16 protein-coding genes and 1 riboswitch are annotated in these 18,893 nt (G+C 67.6%); of the genes, 10 read left to right on the forward strand and 6 right to left on the reverse strand.

All coding sequences use genetic code 11. The features are described from left to right. Positions 1–12 precede the first annotated feature (12 nt). Genes hutI through J2W23_RS30745 form a run of 4 tightly spaced genes read left to right on the forward strand, consistent with a single transcriptional unit; the run spans position 13 to position 4,552 of the window. Positions 13–1,239: an imidazolonepropionase gene (hutI, locus tag J2W23_RS30730; RefSeq protein ID WP_307651417.1), complete on the forward strand. Its 1,227-nt coding sequence runs from the start codon at positions 13–15 to the stop codon at positions 1,237–1,239. Then, positions 1,236–2,624, forward strand: a complete 1,389-nt coding sequence (locus tag J2W23_RS30735; RefSeq protein WP_307651418.1) for a formimidoylglutamate deiminase — start codon at positions 1,236–1,238, stop codon at positions 2,622–2,624. The genes hutI and J2W23_RS30735 overlap by 4 nt, the downstream gene beginning before the upstream one ends. A gap of 4 nt (positions 2,625–2,628) precedes the next feature. Further along, on the forward strand, positions 2,629–3,453 hold the full coding sequence (gene hutG / locus J2W23_RS30740) for an N-formylglutamate deformylase (protein ID WP_307651419.1): 825 nt from the start codon (positions 2,629–2,631) through the stop codon (positions 3,451–3,453). 40 nt (positions 3,454–3,493) lie between these two features. Continuing rightward, the gene (locus J2W23_RS30745; RefSeq protein ID WP_307651420.1) at positions 3,494–4,552 is read left to right on the forward strand and encodes a homocysteine S-methyltransferase family protein; all 1,059 of its coding nucleotides are present in this window, start codon (positions 3,494–3,496) and stop codon (positions 4,550–4,552) included. Between the two features lie 5 nt (positions 4,553–4,557). Here the strand turns inward: J2W23_RS30745 and J2W23_RS30750 are convergent, their stop codons facing one another. Then, the gene (locus tag J2W23_RS30750; protein ID WP_307651421.1) at positions 4,558–5,472 is read right to left on the reverse strand and encodes a LysR family transcriptional regulator; all 915 of its coding nucleotides are present in this window, start codon (positions 5,470–5,472) and stop codon (positions 4,558–4,560) included. 100 nt (positions 5,473–5,572) lie between these two features. Here J2W23_RS30750 and J2W23_RS30755 point away from each other — a divergent pair, with 100 nt between their 5' ends. Then, positions 5,573–6,019 carry a PACE efflux transporter gene (locus J2W23_RS30755; RefSeq protein ID WP_176662024.1) on the forward strand — a complete coding sequence of 149 codons (447 nt, stop codon included), beginning with the start codon at positions 5,573–5,575 and terminating at the stop codon, positions 6,017–6,019. On the opposite strand, the gene J2W23_RS30760 is transcribed toward J2W23_RS30755, so the two are convergent. Then, positions 5,943–6,935 carry a lipase secretion chaperone gene (locus J2W23_RS30760; RefSeq protein WP_307651422.1) on the reverse strand — a complete coding sequence of 331 codons (993 nt, stop codon included), beginning with the start codon at positions 6,933–6,935 and terminating at the stop codon, positions 5,943–5,945. The genes J2W23_RS30755 and J2W23_RS30760 overlap by 77 nt on opposite strands. Positions 6,936–6,954: 19 nt before the next feature. Next, positions 6,955–7,992, reverse strand: coding sequence for a lipase family alpha/beta hydrolase (locus J2W23_RS30765; protein ID WP_307651423.1), 1,038 nt, complete (start codon positions 7,990–7,992; stop codon positions 6,955–6,957). Between the two features lie 140 nt (positions 7,993–8,132). After that, positions 8,133–8,206: riboswitch (S-adenosyl-L-homocysteine riboswitch) on the forward strand. A 55-nt stretch (positions 8,207–8,261) separates the two neighbouring features. Between J2W23_RS30765 and metH the strand changes: the two genes are divergently transcribed. Genes metH through J2W23_RS30785 form a run of 4 tightly spaced genes read left to right on the forward strand, consistent with a single transcriptional unit; the run spans position 8,262 to position 14,200 of the window. After that, a complete protein-coding gene (metH, locus tag J2W23_RS30770; protein ID WP_373424008.1) occupies positions 8,262–10,976 on the forward strand; it encodes a methionine synthase in 2,715 nt (904 codons plus the stop codon). Positions 10,977–11,028: 52 nt separating this feature from the next. After that, positions 11,029–12,831, forward strand: a complete 1,803-nt coding sequence (locus J2W23_RS30775; RefSeq protein ID WP_307651425.1) for an ArnT family glycosyltransferase — start codon at positions 11,029–11,031, stop codon at positions 12,829–12,831. Further along, positions 12,828–13,808, forward strand: a complete 981-nt coding sequence (locus tag J2W23_RS30780; RefSeq protein WP_176662029.1) for a glycosyltransferase — start codon at positions 12,828–12,830, stop codon at positions 13,806–13,808. Before J2W23_RS30775 ends, J2W23_RS30780 begins: the two co-directional genes overlap by 4 nt. Then, positions 13,805–14,200, forward strand: coding sequence for a GtrA family protein (locus J2W23_RS30785; RefSeq protein ID WP_307651426.1), 396 nt, complete (start codon positions 13,805–13,807; stop codon positions 14,198–14,200). Before J2W23_RS30780 ends, J2W23_RS30785 begins: the two co-directional genes overlap by 4 nt. 21 nt (positions 14,201–14,221) lie before the next feature. Here the strand turns inward: J2W23_RS30785 and J2W23_RS30790 are convergent, their stop codons facing one another. Genes J2W23_RS30790 through J2W23_RS30800 form a run of 3 tightly spaced genes read right to left on the reverse strand, consistent with a single transcriptional unit; the run spans position 14,222 to position 16,947 of the window. Then, positions 14,222–15,421 carry an amidohydrolase family protein gene (locus tag J2W23_RS30790; RefSeq protein WP_307651427.1) on the reverse strand — a complete coding sequence of 400 codons (1,200 nt, stop codon included), beginning with the start codon at positions 15,419–15,421 and terminating at the stop codon, positions 14,222–14,224. Next, on the reverse strand, positions 15,376–16,152 hold the full coding sequence (locus tag J2W23_RS30795; RefSeq protein ID WP_176662031.1) for a TetR family transcriptional regulator: 777 nt from the start codon (positions 16,150–16,152) through the stop codon (positions 15,376–15,378). The genes J2W23_RS30790 and J2W23_RS30795 overlap by 46 nt, the downstream gene beginning before the upstream one ends. A gap of 21 nt (positions 16,153–16,173) precedes the next feature. Next, positions 16,174–16,947, reverse strand: a complete 774-nt coding sequence (locus tag J2W23_RS30800; protein WP_042576926.1) for a ferredoxin--NADP reductase — start codon at positions 16,945–16,947, stop codon at positions 16,174–16,176. 317 nt (positions 16,948–17,264) lie between these two features. Between J2W23_RS30800 and J2W23_RS30805 the strand changes: the two genes are divergently transcribed. Continuing rightward, positions 17,265–18,890: a 6-hydroxynicotinate reductase gene (locus tag J2W23_RS30805; RefSeq protein WP_307651428.1), complete on the forward strand. Its 1,626-nt coding sequence runs from the start codon at positions 17,265–17,267 to the stop codon at positions 18,888–18,890. Positions 18,891–18,893 lie beyond the last annotated feature (3 nt).

Consider the following 18,893-nt stretch of genomic DNA (forward strand, 5'->3'; position numbering starts at 1 on the left):
GAGAACCAGACGATGAAATCCGCCAATACATACCCATCGGCCGACGGCCTCTGGACCGGCCTGCGCCTTGCAACCGATGCCGGCACCGAAGCCGCCATCGTGGTCGCGCAAGGCGCGATCCGCTGGGTCGGCGCACGCAGCGCGCTGCCGGCCGAGTTCGCGGGGCTTGCCGTGCATGACGGCGGCAATGCGCTCGTCACGCCCGGCCTCGTCGATTGCCACACGCACCTCGTCTACGGCGGCCAGCGTGCCAACGAGTTTGCGATGCGGCTCGCGGGCGCCACGTACGAAGAAGTGGCCAAGGCTGGCGGCGGCATCGTGTCGTCGGTGCGCGCCACGCGCGAGGCCGACGAAGACACGCTCTTCGCGCAGGCCGCGCCGCGCCTCGAGCAGCTGCTGGCCGATGGCGTCTGCGCCATCGAGATCAAGTCGGGCTACGGCCTGTCGCTGGAACATGAGCGCAAGCAGTTGCGCGTGGCTCGCCGGCTCGGCGAAGCGTATGGCGTCACCGTGCGCACCACCTTCCTTGGCGCGCATGCGCTGCCGCCCGAATACGCGAACCGCAGCGGCGACTACATCGACCTCGTGTGCCGCGAGATGCTGCCCGCGCTCGCAGCCGAAGGGCTGGTCGATGCGGTCGACGTGTTCTGCGAGCGCATCGCCTTCTCGCTCGCCGAAACCGAGCAGGTCTTCCAGGCGGCGAAGGCGCTGGGCCTGCCGGTCAAGCTGCATGCCGAGCAACTGTCGGACATGGGCGGCGCAGCATTGGCCGCGCGCTACGGCGCGCTGTCGTGCGACCACATCGAGCACCTGTCGGCCGAGGGCATCGAGGCCATGCGCCAGTCGGGCACCGTGGCCGTGCTGCTGCCCGGCGCCTACTACACGCTGCGCGACACGCACCTGCCGCCCATCGAGGCATTGCGCGCCGCGGGCGTGCCGATGGCCGTATCGACCGACCACAACCCCGGCACCTCGCCGACGCTGAGCCTGCTGCTGATGGTGAACATGGCCTGCACGCTGTTCCGTCTGACGGTGCCCGAAGCGCTGGCCGGCGTCACGCTGCATGCGGCGCGCGCGCTGGGCCTCGAGGCCACGCACGGCGCAATCGCCGAAGGCATGCCCGCCAACTTCGTGCTGTGGAAGGTGCGCGATGCGGCCGAGCTCGCGTACTGGTTCGGTCAACGTCCGCTGCGCACCGCGGTGCGCCAAGGCCGCATTGCGGTGGAGAACGCGGCATGACGACGACGCGTACGCTTTTCGCAGCCGATGCGCTGCTGCCCGCGGGCTGGGCGAAGAATGTCCTGTTGACATGGAACGACGCCGGCCAGCTGACGCACGTCCAATCCGCCGCGCAATCCCCGGCTGGTGCGCAAGTGGCGGCCGGCCCCGTGATCCCCGGCATGCCCAACCTGCACTCGCATGCCTTCCAGCGCGCGTTCGCGGGCCTCACCGAGCACCGCGCCGAGCAGCACGACAGCTTCTGGAGCTGGCGTACGCTGATGTACCGCTTTGCCGCGCGCCTCGGCCCGCAGCACATGGAAGCGATTGCGACCTGGCTCTACGCCGAGATGCTGGAAGCCGGCTACACGAGCGTCTGCGAATTCCAGTACGTGCATCACGACGCCGACGGCCGCCCCTATGCCGACGATGCGACGCTGAGCCTCGCGCTGCTGCGCGCCGCGGAGAAGACCGGCATCGGCTTCACGCTGCTGCCGGTGCTCTATCAGACCAGCGGCTTCGGCGACCAGCCGCCCAGCGAAGGCCAGCGCCGCTTCGTGCGCTCGACCGAATCGATGCTGCGCCTGCTGGAAGCGCTCAAGCCCGCGTGCGATGCGCAAGGCGCGCGCCTCGGTATGGCGCCGCACTCGCTGCGCGCCGTGCCGCCCGAGGCATTGCGCGATGGGGTCGCGGGGCTCGAAGCCATCGACCGCACCGCGCCGATCCACATCCACATCGCCGAGCAGACGAAGGAAGTCGACGACTGCGTGGCGTGGAGCGGCCTGCGCCCCGTCGAGTGGCTGCTCGACCACGCGCCGGTCGATGCGCGCTGGTGCCTCGTGCACGCGACGCACATGAACGACGCCGAATACGAGTACGCCGCCAGGAGCGGAGCGGTCGCGGGCCTGTGCCCGACGACCGAGGCGAACCTCGGCGACGGCATCTTCGATTTCTCCAAGTGGCGCAGCCATGGTGGCGCATGGGGCGTAGGCTCCGACAGCCACGCCAGCGTCAATGCGGCGGAAGAACTGCTGATGCTCGAATACAGCCAGCGCTTCGCCAAACGCCAACGCAACGTCGGCGCGAGCGCGGCGCAGCCGCATGTCGCGACCGCGCTCACGCTCGAGGCCGTGCAGGGCGGGGCGCAGGCCTCCGGCCGCGCGGTCGGAGGGCTCGCCGCGGGGCAGCAGGCCGACTTCGTCGTGCTCGATGCGGCGCACGTCGCGCTGCAGGGCCTGTCGGCGCCCGACATGCTGTCGGCGCACGTCTTCGCGAGCCATCGCACCTGCGCGATCGATGCGGTCTGGGTGGCTGGCCGCGAGCGCGTCTCGGCGGGACACCACGCGCTGCACAGCGAATCCGCGTCTGCCTTCGTGGCTGCGCGCACCCAACTTCTCAAGGATTGAATCCATGGCCTTCTCCACCGCCGAACCGGCGTTCCGCTTCCGCCAGGGCACGCGCCCGCTGCTGATCTCGATGCCGCACGTCGGCACTCACGTGCCCCCCGCGCTGGCCGCTCGCCTCACCGACGAGGCGCGCCATGTGCCCGACACCGACTGGCACCTCGAACAACTCTACGACTTCGCCGATGAACTCGGCGCCTCGGTGCTCGTGGCCACGCATTCGCGCTACGTGATCGACCTGAACCGTCCGCCGGATGGCGCGAGCCTCTACCCGGGCCAGAGCGTGACGGGCCTGTGCCCGGTCGACACGTTCGACGACACGCCGGTCTACGCGAACGCCGCCGATGTGCCGGGCGACGAGGAAATCGCCGAACGCCGCGATGCGATCTGGGTGCCGTACCACCGCCAGCTGCAGGCCGAGCTCGACCGCCTGAAGGCCGTGCACGGCACCATCGCGCTGTGGGACGCGCACTCGATCCGCTCGGTGCTGCCGCGCTTCTTCGAAGGCAAGCTGCCCGACCTGAACCTGGGCACCGGCAACGGCACGAGCTGCGATCCGGCGCTGGCCGCCACGCTGCTGGATATCGCCAAGTCGGCCGCGGGCTACACCGGCGTGCTCAACGGCCGCTTCAAGGGCGGCCACATCACGCGCCAGTACGGCAACCCGGCCGGCGGCGTGCATGCGGTGCAACTGGAGATGACGCAGTCGAGCTACATGCAGGAGACGCTGCCCTTCGACTACCTGCCGGCGGTGGCGGCGGGCGTGCAGCCGCATGTGCGGCGGATGATCGAAGCGGTGCTGGCCTTCGTAGAGGGCTCGTCAAAGCACTGACGGACGGCAGGGCAAGCCTCCTTTTCTACAATCGGAGGTTATGAAGCCCGTCATCTATACCCGTGGCCAGGCATTGGCCGGCATCCTCGAAAAGCGCATCGCCATCCTCGACGGCGCGATGGGCACGATGATCCAGCGCTTCAAGCTCACCGAGGAGCAGTACCGCGGCGAGCGGTTCAAGGACTTCGAACGCGACGTGAAAGGCAACAACGAGTTGCTGTCGCTCACCCGGCCCGACGTGATCTCCGACATCCACGCGGGCTACCTCGCGGCGGGCGCCGACCTGATCGAGACCAACACCTTCGGCGCGACCACCATCGCGCAGGAGGACTACAAGATGGCGCACCTGGCGCGCGAGATGAACCTCGAATCCGCCAGGCTCGCGCGTGCGGCCTGCGACAAGTTCAGCACGCCCGACAAGCCTCGCTTCGTGGCCGGCGCCCTCGGCCCGACGCCCAAGACCGCGAGCATCAGCCCCGACGTGAACGACCCGGGCGCGCGCAACGTCAACTTCGAGGAACTGCGCGCGGCCTACTACGAGCAGACCGAGGCGCTGGTCGAGGGCGGCGCCGACGTGATCCTGGTCGAGACCATCTTCGACACGCTCAACGCCAAGGCCGCGCTGTTCGCGGTGGACGAATACTTCGACAACAGCGGCCAGCGCCTGCCGCTGATCATCAGCGGCACGGTCACCGACGCCTCGGGCCGCATCCTGAGCGGCCAGACCGTCACCGCGTTCTGGCACAGCGTGCGCCACGCGCAGCCGCTGGCCATCGGCCTGAACTGTGCGCTGGGCGCGGCGCTGATGCGCCCCTACATCCAGGAACTGGCGCGCGTGGCGGGCGACACATTCATCAGCTGCTATCCGAACGCGGGTTTGCCCAACCCGATGAGCGACACGGGCTTCGACGAGACGCCCGACGTCACCTCGCGCCTCCTGCACGAGTTCGCGGCCGAAGGGCTGGTGAACATCGTGGGCGGCTGCTGCGGCACGACGCCGGACCACATCGCGGCGATCGGCAAGGCGGTGGCGCCGGTCGCGGGCCGGGCGCTCGGCAGCAACAGCGCCGGCTTCTACCGCGAGGCGGAGGCCGCCTAGGTCGCCTACGTCGCTGCGGCGTGCGCGGCCGCCTGCCGATCGCGCGCGATCAGTGCCACGAAGCGCTGCGCGCCCAGGCCGAGCGGGCGCTCCCTGGACCACACCACGTCGACCCACAGGTCGAGCCCGTTGCTGAGGTTCTCGAACGGAATCTCGACCAGCGCGCCCGCCGCCACATGCGGCCGCGCGAAGTTGCGCGGCAGCCAGCCCCAACCCAGCCCCGCGGTGATCAGGCTCAGTGCCGCCAGTGCGTTGTCGGTGCGCCAGACGTGGCGCGCGAACACGAAACGCGGATCGCTGGTGGCCAGATCGCGCCCGGCGACGACGATCTGCCGGGTGTTCGTGAGGTGTTCCTCCCGCAGCCGCTCGCCGGCCGCCGCCACGAGCGCCGGATGGTCGGGCGCCATCACGGCCACCATGGTGTCGCTGCCCACTTCCTGAAAGCCTTCGCGGCCGTCGAGGCTCGGGCGCTCGAACACCAGCGCCAGCTGCGCGCGACCGCTGTGCAGCAGCGCCAGCGCGTCGGCCTGCGGCGCGGCCAGCACTTCGACCTGCAGCAGCGGGTATTCCTGCGCCAGTTCGGCCAGCGGCCCACTCCAGGGCGCTGCCAACAGCTCGGGCGCAATCGCCAGCGTCAGGCGGTTTTCCAGCCCCTGGGTGAGCGCGAGCGCCTGCACCTGCAATTGCTTCAACTGTGCTGCGAGCATGCGCGCCTGCGGCTCCAGCGAACGCGCGGCGGCGGTGGGCTGGGGCTCGCGGCCCTTGCGGTCGAACAGGGGCAGGTCGAGCTCGGCCTCCAGGCCCGCGATGGCCATGCTCACGGCCGATGGCACCTTGTGCAGCGCCCGCGCGGCGGCCGAAAAGGAGCCGTGGTCGATCACGGCCAGGAACACTTCGACGTTGTCGCTGGAGAAGGCCATGGCGTCCGATCTATCAATTAAATTGAAATAAGATGACTTTTTATATCAGTAAATAGCAAATAAAGTCCAGCCATCGCATTCAAGTTCAAGAGGAAAAGTCATGCAAGGGCTCCAGCGTCGTGTCGTCTACATCTCCCTTTACGAGGGGATCGCCATCGTCTGCGCCAGCGCCGGCCTGGCCCTGATGACGGACGCAGGACTCGGCCATTCCGGCGTGCTGGCAGTGGCCGCCTCGGTCGTCGCGGTGATCTGGAACCTGATCTTCAACGCGCTGTTCGAGCGCTGGGAGTCGCGCCAGGCCGTGCGCGGCCGCAGCCTGCGCCGCCGCATCGCCCACGCCATCGGCTTCGAGGGCGGGCTGATCGCGTTCCTGGTGCCCATGTTCGCCTGGGGCCTGGGCGTGACGCTCTGGCAGGCACTGGTGATGGACCTGGGCCTGGTGCTGTTCTTCCTGGTCTACACCTTCGTCTTCAACTGGGGCTTCGACCGGGTGTTTGGCCTGCCCCGCTCGGCGATGGCGCCTGCCCAGGCTGCCCAGACGGCGTAATTCGCGATCCCCGCAGCGCCAGTGCGCCGGCCAGGCGCAGGCGCTCGCGCTCGTTGAACAGCGACTCGCGCAACTGCTCCTGCTGCTCCGCAGGCGCGGCGGCGTACTGGTCGAGGCGGTTGTTCCAGTCCTGGTTTTCCTGGTCCAGCGCGGCGAGCTGCCGGGCGGCTTCGTAGCCGTAGGCGGCGCTGCGTTCGGCAAAGCGTTCCTGCGCGCTCGCGCCGCGCGCGTTCATGGCGTCGGTCTGGCGCTGCACGTCGACCTGCGCGGTGAAGGCCCGCCGCTGCTCGCGCTGCTCCGGCGTGAGCAGGGCCTCCTCGCTACGCTTGGCGGCGGCCTCGCGCTCTTCGGGCGTGAGGTTGGAGTTGCGGGCGAGCGCCATCTTGTCGGCCATGAGGGTGTCCTGGCGGATCTCGTCGCCGAAAAGGCCTTCGATTTCCTCGGGCGCGAAGTACCTGCGCCGCACCTCGGCGCGCGCCTCGATGGTCTTGCGCAGCGAGGCCGGATCGCCCGCGTCGGGCGGCGGCAGGGCCTGCATGGCTTCCTGCATGTCGATGTAGCGCTCCAAGAGCCCCATCGCGCGCGCGACCAGTTCGGCCGGCAGGCGCTTGGCGAGGAGGCTGGGCGCCATTGCCATGAAGGCGGCCTTGCCGGTGGCCTGCGCCTCGGCGAGCGCGCTTTCGAAGCTGAGGATCAGCGACGGGGTCAGCATGGCATCGGGACCCGGGCGGGCGTCGCCCATCGGCGGCGTCGTTTCCGGCACCGCGCTGATGGCGCTGGTGGCGGCGGAAGTCGCCACCACCGTCTCTGGGGCATCGGCCGGCGGCAGCCCGTCCACCAGCCACCATCCGGCAAGGATGGCGAGCGCCGCAGCGCCCGCCATCGCGCCGAGCTGGAGCGGCCTCGTTTTCTTCACGGCAGGGCGCGGCGCATCGTCAGAGACCCGCGCTCTTCAGTCGCGCGGCCTGCTCCTGGTAGAGCTGCACCGGCTTCTTCTCGAACAGCGTCCACAGCCCAATGTAGGTCAGGCCGAAGAGCTGGTTGACCTCGTCCAGGTGGTTCTGGCGGTAGTCGCCCAGGTGCGTGCCGAGGCGCGTGGAGCACACGGCCAGCAGGCCGTCGTTGGTCTCGCTCCCGAAGGCGACGAGGCTCAGCCCGCCCATGGCCACGTCGCTCGCGTCGAGCGCGTTGGTGAGCGGCTGCACGCCGGACCACGAGTAGTAGCGCACGCCGTTCACCTCGGCCGGCCCGCTCTTCACGTCGCACGAAGAACCGGGGGCCGGGCGGCCTTGCGGAAACTTCTTGTCGAAGGCCGCGCCGCCCACCGTGGTGAGCGAATTGAGCGCGTTCAGCGGCACCTCGGGCAGCTCGCTCGGGTCCTTGCCCGAGATGGCGCCCAGCAGCAGCATCGCGAGCCGCAGCGTCTCCGCGACCACCGCCTCGGTGGCGCTGCCCTCGGGGATCTTGCGCAAGAGGTCCGCCACCTTGGAGCCGCCGTTGGCCCCGCCCACGGAGGTGACCGAGGCGACCAGCCCGGGCTCCACCGCCGCCACGTAGCGCGCGGTGGGCGCGCCCTGCGAATGGCCGACGAGGTTGAACTTGAGCGACGGGTTGCCCGAGAGCGCCCGCAGGTTCTTCAGTTCCTGGATCAACTGCTCGCCGCGGATTTCGGAGCTGTTGGCGCCCGAGACCTGTGCCACGTAAACCTTCGCGCCCGCGCCGGCCAGGCTCTCGGGGATGCGATAGAAGTAGTCGATGCCCAGCACGTTGTCGAAGCCGAACAGGCCGTGCACCAGCACGATCGGGTTCTTCGTCTTCGCCTCGCTGGACGTCACCCGGGCTTGGACCTGCGTGGGGGTGTCGGTGATGGCCGCCTGGCTCAGGGTTGTCGTCCCCACGAGGCTGAAGAGCAGTGCGGCGCAGACCGGACGGGCGGCGAGGCGCAGCAGCCTCGAATTCCTCTTTCTTGGCATATGTTCATTCCTTTGTTTTCAGATAAAAACACGAACGTTCGTTCTTCGACGAATTGCGCGCCCGCATTCTGTGGGGGGGGCCCGCGGGGCCAAACTAGGACTTTCCCGCGGCTCGTGGCGAACGACCTTAAAATACATCCCCTCCCAAGGAGCGTTGCAGCGGTCCGCCAGGCGGGCCGTCAGGCTTGGGATCTCAAAACGACGCTCGCCTGTCCGTTCCTTTCGCAGGTGAGCCCATGGCGCAGACCCCACAGATTTCCGTTCCCCCCATGAAGTTGTCCGGCCTCGAGCCGGTCGCCATCGGCGAGGGCACGCTGTTCGTCAACATCGGCGAACGCACCAACGTCACCGGTTCCAAGGCCTTCGCGCGGATGATCCTGAACGGCCAGTTCGAAGAGGCCCTGGCCGTTGCGCGCCAGCAGGTCGAGAACGGCGCGCAGGTGATCGACATCAACATGGACGAGGCCATGCTCGACAGCAAGGTCGCGATGGTCCGGTTCCTGAACCTCATCGCCAGCGAGCCCGACATCGCGCGCGTGCCGGTGATGGTCGACAGCTCCAAGTGGGACGTGATCGAGGCGGGCCTGCGCTGCATCCAGGGCAAGGGCATCGTCAACTCCATCTCCATGAAGGAGGGCGTGGACAAGTTCAAGCACGAGGCCAAGCTGGTCAAGCGCTACGGCGCGGCCGCCGTGGTCATGGCCTTCGACGAGAAGGGCCAGGCCGACACCTACGCGCGCAAGATCGAGATCTGCGAGCGGGCTTACCGCATCCTGGTGGACGAGGTGGGCTTTCCGCCCGAGGACATCATCTTCGACCCGAACATCTTCGCCATCGCCACCGGCATCGAGGAGCACGACAACTACGCGGTCGACTTCATCAACGCGGTGCGGTGGATCAAGGAGAACCTGCCGGGCGCGAAGGTCTCGGGCGGCGTGTCGAACGTGAGCTTCAGCTTCCGCGGCAACGACCCGATGCGCGAAGCCATTCACACCGTGTTCCTGTACCACGCGATCAAGGCGGGCATGGACATGGGCATCGTCAACGCCGGCATGGTGGGCGTGTACGACGACCTGGAGCCCACGCTGCGCGAGCGCGTGGAAGACGTGGTGCTCAACCGCCGCCCCGATGCCGGCGAGCGCCTCGTCGAGATCGCCGAGACCGCCAAGAGCGGTGCCAAGGACGAGAGCAAGCGCCTCGAATGGCGCGGTACGCCCGAGAGCCCGGTGCACGTCAACCAGCGCCTCTCGCACGCGATGGTGCACGGCATCACCGACTTCATCGTCGAGGACACCGAGGAGGCCTACCAGCAGATCCTTGCGAAGGGCGGGCGTCCGCTGCATGTGATCGAAGGCCCGCTCATGGACGGCATGAACATCGTGGGCGACCTGTTCGGTGCGGGCAAGATGTTCCTGCCGCAGGTGGTGAAGTCGGCGCGCGTGATGAAGTCCGCCGTGGCCCACCTGCTGCCCTACATCGAGGAAGAGAAGCTGCGCGACGAGGCCGCCGGCCGCGACGTGCGCACCAAGGGCAAGATCATCATCGCCACCGTGAAGGGCGACGTGCACGACATCGGCAAGAACATCGTGACTGTCGTGCTCCAGTGCAACAACTTCGAAGTGGTGAACATGGGCGTGATGGTTCCGTGCCACGAGATCCTGGCGCGTGCCAAGGTCGAGGGCGCGGACATCGTGGGCCTCTCGGGTCTCATCACGCCGAGCCTCGAAGAAATGCAGTACGTGGCTGGCGAGATGCAGCGCGACGACCACTTCCGCATCAAGAAGATCCCGCTCATGATCGGCGGCGCCACCACCAGCCGTGTGCATACGGCCGTGAAGATCGCGCCGCACTACGAAGGTCCCGTGGTGTATGTGCCCGACGCGTCCCGCAGCGTGAGCGTGGCGCAGTCGCTCTTGAGCGACCAAGCCACCGCGTACATCGACGAGATCAACGCCGACTACGAGAAGGTGCGCACACAGCACGCCAACAAGAAGCAGGTGCCGATGTGGCCGCTGGCGAAGGCGCGCGCCAACAAGACGCCCATCGACTGGACGAACTACACGCCGCCCGTGCCCAAGTTCATCGGCCGGCGCGTGTTCAAGAACTTCGACCTCACCGAGCTCGCGAAGTACATCGACTGGGGCCCGTTCTTCCAGACCTGGGACCTGGCCGGCCCGTTCCCCGCGATCCTGAAGGACGAGATCGTCGGCACCGAGGCCGTGCGCGTGTACGCCGACGGCCAGCGCATGTTGAAACGCCTGATCGAAGGCCGCTGGCTCAGCGCGAGTGGCATCGTGGGCTTCTGGCCCGCCAACACGGTGAACGACGACGACATCGAGCTCTACACCGACGAGACGCGCAGCGAAGTCGCGCTCACCTGGTACGGCATGCGCCAGCAGACCGAAAAGCAGGTGATCGACGGCGTAGTGCGCCCGAGCCGCTGCCTGGCCGACTTCGTCGCGCCGAAGGACAGCGGCCTCAAGGACTACGTGGGCGTGTTCGCGGTCACCGCGGGCCTGGGCGTCGAGAAGAAAGAGAAGTACTTCATCGACGACCTGGACGACTACTCGGCCATCATGCTCAAGGCCCTGGCCGACCGGCTGGCCGAGGCCTTCGCCGAATCGCTGCACCACCGCGCGCGCACCGACCTCTGGGGCTACGCGCCCGACGAGGGCCTGAGCAACGAGGACATGATCGCGGAGAAATACCGCGGCATCCGCCCCGCGCCCGGCTACCCGGCCTGCCCGGACCACAGCGTGAAGCGCCCGATGTTCGACCTTCTGAACTGCGCGGACATTGGCATGACCCTGACGGAAAGCCTCGCTATGATGCCCGCCGCCAGCGTCAGTGGGTTCTACCTGAGCCACCCCGATGCGACGTACTTCAACGTCGGCAAGATCGGGCACGACCAGTTGCAGGACCAGGCCGCGCGGCGCAAGGAGAGCGAGTCCGATCTGGAGCGGCTCCTCGCGCCCAACCTTTGAACCTGCCGGCCGGCCTGGCCGACCGGCACCGGGAGTTGTTATTCAGAAGCTGATGTTTGCAGCCGCGCACTACGCGGCACTCGTGGTTTTCGTCGTCAGCTGCTGGGGATGGGGGCGCGGCGTGCTGGCTCGCCTGGCGCCGCCGTCGCGCCGCGATGGCTGGCTCGAAGCCGCCGTGGCGGTCGCACTCGGCGTCGGCCTCTTCATCTGCGCGTTCCAGGTGCTGGCGATCTTCGGCGTGTTCAAGCTCGGCGCCACGCTGGCGGTGATTGCTGCCGGCGTCGTCGTGGCGGCGCTGCAGTTGCCTTCCTGGCTGCGTGAGCGCCGCATCCTGAGCGCAAGCGCCGTCGCGGTGCCGTGGACCTACTTCGACCGCATCGCGATGGTCGCACTGGTGCTTGTCGCGCTGCCCGCGCTGGTCGCCCCGCTCGCCCCCCCGGCCGCCTTCGACGAGCTGATGTACCACCTGCCCTATGCGCGCGAAGTCGCGCAGCAGGGCTCGCTCGGCATCCACGAGTGGCTGCGCTACCCCTGGTTTCCGTACAACTACAACCTGCTCTACGCCGCAGCCCTGCAAGTGGGCGACGACGTCCTGCCGCACTTTCTGAACGCGCTGGCGGGCGGCCTCTCGGTGGCGATGATCTATCGCCTCGGCATGCTGCATGCCAACCGGCTCACCGCCTGCATCGGCGCGGCGATCTGGCTGGGGCTCGGCGACTATTCGAATGCGCTGATCGACATGGGCGTGGCGCTCTTCGTGCTCACAGCCTGCGTGTCGCTGTGGTGGTGGCGCGAGTCGCAACCCGTGCACAGCGGTATGCGCTGGCTGGGGCTCGCCGCCTTCTGCCTCGGCGTGGCCGCTGGCTCCAAGTACCAGGCGCTGGTCTTCATGCCGCTGGTGGCGCTCTTCGTCATTTGGCATGAGCGCCGGCCCAAGGCCTGGGCGCTGGCGTTGCTGTGCTTCCTCATCCCGTGCATCTACTGGTATGCGCGCAACGCCGTCATGACCGGCGACCCGTTCAACCCGATCGGCGCACGCGTGTTCGGCTTCAGCGAGTGGATTCCGGCCGACTACGTACAGCAACTGGCCGACGTGCGCGATCACGCCGAGATGCCGAACGCGCTGATCTGGTCCGTGTTCCTCGCGCCCTTCGGCGTGCTGTGGAAGCGCTCGGCCGCGGTGCGTGCCGCGGGCTGGTTCTGCTTCTATTCGCTGGTCGTGTGGGTCGTGACCTCGCGCTACCCGCGGTATCTGACGGCCTCGTTCCCGCTGCTCGCGATGACGGCGGCCATCGGCTGGCAGGTGCTGTTCGGCTGGATCGCGATGGGCGTGCGCCGCCTGTTCGGCATGAAGGCGAGCCCCGCGGAAGGCGTGCCCGAGCTCACCAACCGGCGCAGCGCGGCCCGCATCGGCGACTGGGTGGCTGTGCTGCTCCTGGCCGTGCTGGCAGCGGTGTCGGTGCGGCAAACGGCGGGCAAGGTCGCGATGATCTCGCCCACGCCCGAGACGCGCGAGGCGTTCCTGCGCAAGCACGTGCCGGGCTACGCCGTCATGGACTACCTGCGCCGCAACCCCACCGGCCGCGTCTACCAGATCGCGCTTAACGAGGCGATCTACTACGGCCCGAACCCGATCTGGGGCGACACGCTCGGCCCGTGGCGCTATGCCGACTTCCTGCTGCTTGCGCCCGGCGACATGGCGAACAAGCTTGCCAAGCAGGGCTTCACCGCCATCGTCATGCCCGACAGCCTGGCGCCGACGCTCGCGACCCGCGCCGGCTTCGACACCCACTTCGCCCCGCTCTTCGCGCAAGATGGCAGCCGGGCCTACCGTATCCTCCCCTCTGCACCATGACCGAAGCCGATGACACCGTGAGCCGACGAAGCGCCGCGCCGCGCATAGCCGCGGTCATTCCGTGCTTCAACGAAGCGCTGGCCATCCGCCAGGTGATCGAGGGCTTCCGCGCCTCGCTGCCGGCCGATGCCGAGATCCATGTCTTCGACAACAACTCGACCGACGACACCGCCGCCGTCGCGCGCGCGGCCGGCGCCATCGTCACGCATGTGGCGGCGCCGGGCAAGGGCAACGTGGTGCGGCGCATGTTCGCCGACGTGGAGGCCGACATCTACGTGATGGTCGACGGCGACGCCACCTACGAGACCGCCGCCGCACCGCGGCTGATCCAGCGACTGATCGATGGCAACCTCGACATGGTGGTGGGCAACCGCATCGACGACGGGCAGAACGCGCTCACCTACCGCGCCGGCCATCGCCTGGGCAACCGCATGCTCACCGGCGCGGTGGTGCAGCTGTTCGGCGGCGGCCTCACCGACATGCTCTCGGGCTACCGCGTGTTCTCGCGGCGTTATGCGAAGTCGTTCCCGGCGCTGTCGCGCGGCTTCGAGATCGAGACCGAGCTCACCGTGCACGCGCTGGAACTGCGCATGCCCTGGGCCGAGGAAAGCACCGCCTACAGCACGCGCCCCGAGGGCTCGCACAGCAAGCTGTCGACCTATCGCGATGGCTGGCGCATCCTGAAGACCATCTGCAAGCTCTTCGTGAGCGAGCGCCCGCTGCAGTTCTTCTCGATCATCGCGGCGTTGCTGGCAGCGGGCGCGATCGCGCTGGTCATCCCGCTCCTCGTGACCTACATGCACACCGGTCTGGTGCCACGCCTCCCCACCGCGGTGCTGGCCACGGGCGCGATGCTCGCTGCGATGCTGTCGATGGTCTGCGGCGTGGTGATGCACGCGGTGACGCTCGGCCGCAGGGAGGCCAAGCGGCTGCGCTATCTGGCGATTCCGGGCGTGCGCAGCTGCAGCACACGATGAAGCTCGGGCGGGAGTTCCTGTCGTTCGCCGTGGTGGGCGCGGCGGGCTTCGTGGTCGACGTGGTGGTGCTGTACCTGCTGGCGCCGCTGCTGGGCTGGTATGGCGCGCGGGTGTTGTCTTTCCTCGCGGCTGCAACGGCGACCTGGGCGCTGAACCGGCGCTACACCTTCAGCGCCCGGAGCGCCAATGTCTCCGTGCTGCGCGAGTATCTCGGCTATCTCGTGACGATGCTGGGTGGCGCCGTCGTCAACTACGGCGCCTATGTGCTCGTGCTGCATTGGGTTGCAGGCGCCTGGGCGCCGGCTGCCGGCGTGGCGTTGGGGAGCTGCGCGGGACTGGTCGTGAACTTCCTGTCCGCGCGCTACCTGGTGTTCAAGCCGCCGCGTCCCTGAGGCGCAGCGGCGGGGCGGGCGTCAATGCGAGCCCGACACCACCACCGGAATCTCGGTCGCAGGCGGCGTGTTGCGGCTGCGGCCGCAGCGCACGATGCCGTCGATCATCACCATGCCCACGCCCGGGATGTCGCCCAGCTGCACGCTTTCGAGCAGGCCCGGCGCGGGCGAGTGCTGCGCGCGGTCCATGAAGACGAAGTCGGCATCGCGGCCCACTTCGATCAGGCCGCAGTTGAGCTTGCGGATCTTCGCCGTGTTGCCCGTGGCGAAGCAGAACACCAACTCGGCCGGAATATTCGCGATGGACGACAGCATTGCCACCATGCGCAGGATGCCCAGCGGCTGGACGCCCGAGCCCGCAGGGCCGTCGGTGCCCAGGATCACGCGGTGCGGGCACTTCAGTTCGAGCGCGGCCTTCGCCGCCGCGATGGCAACCTTCTCATTGCCGTTGTGCACGATCTCGATGGCGCGCGACGATTTCTCGCACAGCTCGCACACATGCGCCTCGGGCAGCGAGGTGTGGCCGCCGTTGATGTGGCCGATGATGTCGGCGTCGGCTTCGAGCACCACGTCCTTGTCGATCAGGCCCGAGCCCGGGATCGACGGACCGCCCGTGTGGATCGTGCTCTGGATGCCGTACTTGCGCGCCCAGGCCACCATTTCCTTGGCCTCGTAGCCGGCCTTCACCGAGCCCAGGCCCACTTCGCCCAGCAGGCCCACGCCGGCTTCGGCGAGTTCCTTGAAGTCGCTCTCGACCATGCCTTTCTCGATGACGGGCGCACCGGCAAGAACCTTCACCCCGCCGGGGCGGAAGTTGTCGAACGCACGCTGCGCGGTGATGGCCAATGCCTTCAGGCCCACGATGTCCTTGGGGCGGCCGGGCAGGTGCACTTCGCCGGCCGAGATCATGGTGGTCACGCCGCCGTTCATCGTCGAATCGATCCAGCCGATCTGGCCCTGGCGCGGTGTCCAGTCGCCGAACACCGGGTGCACGTGGCTGTCGATGAGGCCGGGCGCAACGCAGGTCTTCTTCGCATCGATGACGGTCTTGGCGCCTTCGAGGTCGCAGTCCTTTTCCTTGCCGACCGCGACGATCAGGCCGTCGTTCACCACGATGGTGTCGGCGTCCAGGATGGGCTTGTCGATGTCGCCCGAGAGCAGGAGCCCGATGTTCTTTATGACGACCTTGCCCGACTTTGCGCCGGCTGCGATTTCTGCCATTTCGTGGTGTCCTCGTCGTGGGGTGGGGTGTTGTCTTGTTCCTGGGCGTCGTCCGCACGCACGGTGCGCAGCAGCGTCTCGATCACGAAGTCTTCCCAGTGCGTGATCGCCTCCGGCGACTCCAGCGGCTCGCCGAGGAAGGCGGTGAGCGTGTGCCGGTTGGAGGTGTAGAAATAACCGGTGGACGCGATCAGCAGGTAGATGTCGCGCGCCACCAGGTCCTTGCGGAACAGGCCCTGCGCCGAACCGCTCGCCAGGATTTCCGCAATGATGGCCACCGCCCGCGACGAATATTCGCGCGCCCTGAGCGACTTGGAGATGTGCCGGCCCTTGTGCAGGTTCTCGGTGTTCAGCAGCGTCACGAACTCGGGGTTCTTGCGGTAGTAGCCGAGCACGAAGCGGATGACTTCGGTGAGCGCCTCCACGGGGCGCGAGGCATCGAGCGCGATCGCGGCCTCGGCATCGTCCATGCGCTGGTAGATGCCTTCGAGCACCGCGATGAAGAGGCCTTCCTTGCTGCCGAAGTAGTAGTAGATCATCCGGTCGTACGACTTGGCAGCCTTGGAGATTTTCTCCACGCTGCCGCCGTCGTAGCCGTACTTGGCGAATACCTTGGTCGCCGACTTCAGGATGCTGTCGCGCGTGGCCTGGGCGGCCGCCTCGCGCACGCCGGTGCGGCGCTGGGGCTTGGTTGCCTTGCTTGTTTTCGAGGCGGTGCGGCTGTCGGCCATCGTGCGCGCGGCGTCCCTGGCTTACTTTTCTGCGAAGGCGCGTTCGACGACGAAGTCACCCGGCGTCGAGGTGTTGCCTTCCTTGAAGCCGCGCTTCTCCAGGATGTGCTTCAGGTCCACCAGCAGGCCGGGGCTGCCGCACAGCATGACGCGGTCTTCCTCGACGTTGAGCGGCGGCAGGCCCAGGTCGTCGGTGAGCTTGTTGCTCTCGATCAGGTCGGTGATGCGGCCCTGGTTGCGGAATTCTTCGCGCGTGACGGTCGGGTAGTAGAGCAGCTGCTTTTCGATCATCTCGCCCAGGATTTCGTGCTTGGGCAGGTGGTCGGTCACGAGGTCGTGATAGGCCAGCTCGTCGACCTGGCGCACGCCGTGCACCAGGATGACCTGCTCGAACTTCTCGTAGGTGTCGGGGTCGCGGATGATGCTCATGAACGGTGCGAGGCCGGTGCCCGTGCCGAAGAGGTACAGGCGCTTGGCGGGCAGCGTGTAGTCGATCAGCAGCGTGCCGGTGGGTTTGCGACCCACGATGATGGTGTCGCCCACCTGGATGTGCTGCAACTTCGAGGTGAGCGGGCCGTCTTCCACCTTGATGCTCAGGAACTCGAGGTGCTCCTCGTAGTTCGGGCTCACGATGCTGTAGGCGCGCAGCAGGGGCTTGTTGTTGACCTTCAGGCCGATCATCGTGAAATGGCCGTTCGAGAAGCGCAATGCCGGGTCGCGCGTGGTGGTGAAGGTGAACAGGCGGTCGGTCCAGTGGTGGACGCTCAGGACGCGTTCTTCGCTGAATGCACTCATACGGAACTCAAGAGTTGGTTGGTAACAGGGGAGGGATTGGCTGAGCCGAGATGCACACCCTTGGGGCGTGAGACGTCGGCCGGCTCCGAACCCTCCATTGTCGTTGGTCGTAAAAACCCCGATGAACATCGCGAGAAAACACCATTGCAAGCATCGGGCCTGTTTGCTACATTGATCTTCAATGTAGTGAATGCAACATGAAAGTGTAGGGAATGCTACACAAACGGCAGGCGACGCACAAGCGGGCAGGCGGCACGTTTGTTGCAAACCTCGCCAGACCGGATTGCCCATACACATACCGCCACGAGATCGCCCCGATGACCGAACACACCAAGACAGACGGATTGCCCGGCATGGACATGCCGGTGGTCGCCGAAGCCGGCGCCAGCGCCTTCGGCAAGGCGCCGCCGCGCAACGAGAAGATGAGCACGGCCAAGGTCGAGTGCAACGCCTGCCCAGTGCTGTGCCAGATCTCCGACGGCCGCACCGGCGCTTGCGACCGCTATGCAAACCGCGAAGGCGTGCTGGTGCGCGTCGACCCCGTCGTGCTGCTGCGCCGCGAAATCGCGAGCGAGGCGCCCAAGCTGGTGTCTTTCGACCGCCCGGCTGCCGAGAAGAACGAAGTGGCCGAAGCCACCGCTCCCGACTGGAACGGCGACCTGCTGCATGCCGACGAAGTCTTCGTCACCGGCGTCGGCTCCTCCACCACCTATCCCGACTACAAGCCCGCCCCCTTCATCGTCGCTTCGAAGGCCCAGGGTGTCGACATGGTCACCGTCGTCACGGAAGGCATCTTCAGCTACTGCAGCTTCAAGGTGAAGATCGACACCGACCGGTTCCTCGGCTCCGAGCAGGCCAACGTGCGCTACCGCGGCGAGGTCGTGGGCCACGTCACCACGGCTGAATACGGCTCGCAGATGCTGTCGCTCGGCGGCGTGCATCACCTCACCGGCGGCAGCAAGAAGGAAGGCCGCATGACGGCCGAACTCATGCAGTTCCTGGGCAACAAGAAGGCGGTGGAGTGCACCATCGACGGCGGCTCCACGCTGGTGATCCAGGCCGGCAAGGCGCCCATCGTCAACGGCGTGGAAGAGCAGCGCATGCGCGTGGGCTGCGGCTCCGCGGCGGTCGGCATCTTCGCGCGCCAATTCGCGGGCGTGGCCGACGAGGTGGTGGTGGTCGACGATCACATCACCGGCGTGCTCACCGAGCACCAGGCCGGCCGGTGTCTGGACATGGCGCCCTCGGGCATCCAGATGCTGGGGCGCAAGTCCACCCCGGGGCGCTACTTCCAGGTGGCGAACCCGGGCAACGGCTGGGGCGGCACCGACATTGCCGATCCGCTCGCGATCATCGAAGGCTGGGAAGAGGGCGTTGCACGCCCGGGCCTGCGCCTCTTGATGACATCGACCACCGGCGAGCATGCGCAGTGGTACGTGCTCGATGAGGCGCTCAAGCCTGTCGAGCAACCGATGCCCGCCGAAGTGAAGCGCATCGTCGACCGCATCGGCGAGAACTGCGAGCCGTCGCTGTGCACCGTGCTGTTCCTCGGCGGCGCCGGCGGCAGCCTGCGCGCCGGCGTCACCGAAAACCCGGTGCTGCTGACGCGCGCCATCAAGCGTGCGCTGGTCAACGTTACTTGCGGCGGTGCGCCGGCCTATGTGTGGCCCGGCGGTGGCATCACCGTGATGGCCGACGTCATGCGCATGCCCGACAACAGCTTCGGCACCGTGCCCACGCCGGCCATCGTGGCACCCATCGAATTCAGCATGCGGCGCGCCGACTACGAAGCGCTCGGCGGCCACATGGAACACATCTTCTCGCTCGAGCAGGCGCTCGCGCGCGGCGCGTGGCAGGAGGACGGCGCACCGCTCGCACGCCAGTGGCTCGCGATCGATGCGGCCAACCCGTGGCCGCTCGGCCATGCACCCATGCTGGGCTGAACC

Source organism: Variovorax boronicumulans, from assembly GCF_030812215.1.
GTDB classification, from domain to species: Bacteria; Pseudomonadota; Gammaproteobacteria; order Burkholderiales; family Burkholderiaceae_C; genus Variovorax; species Variovorax boronicumulans_C.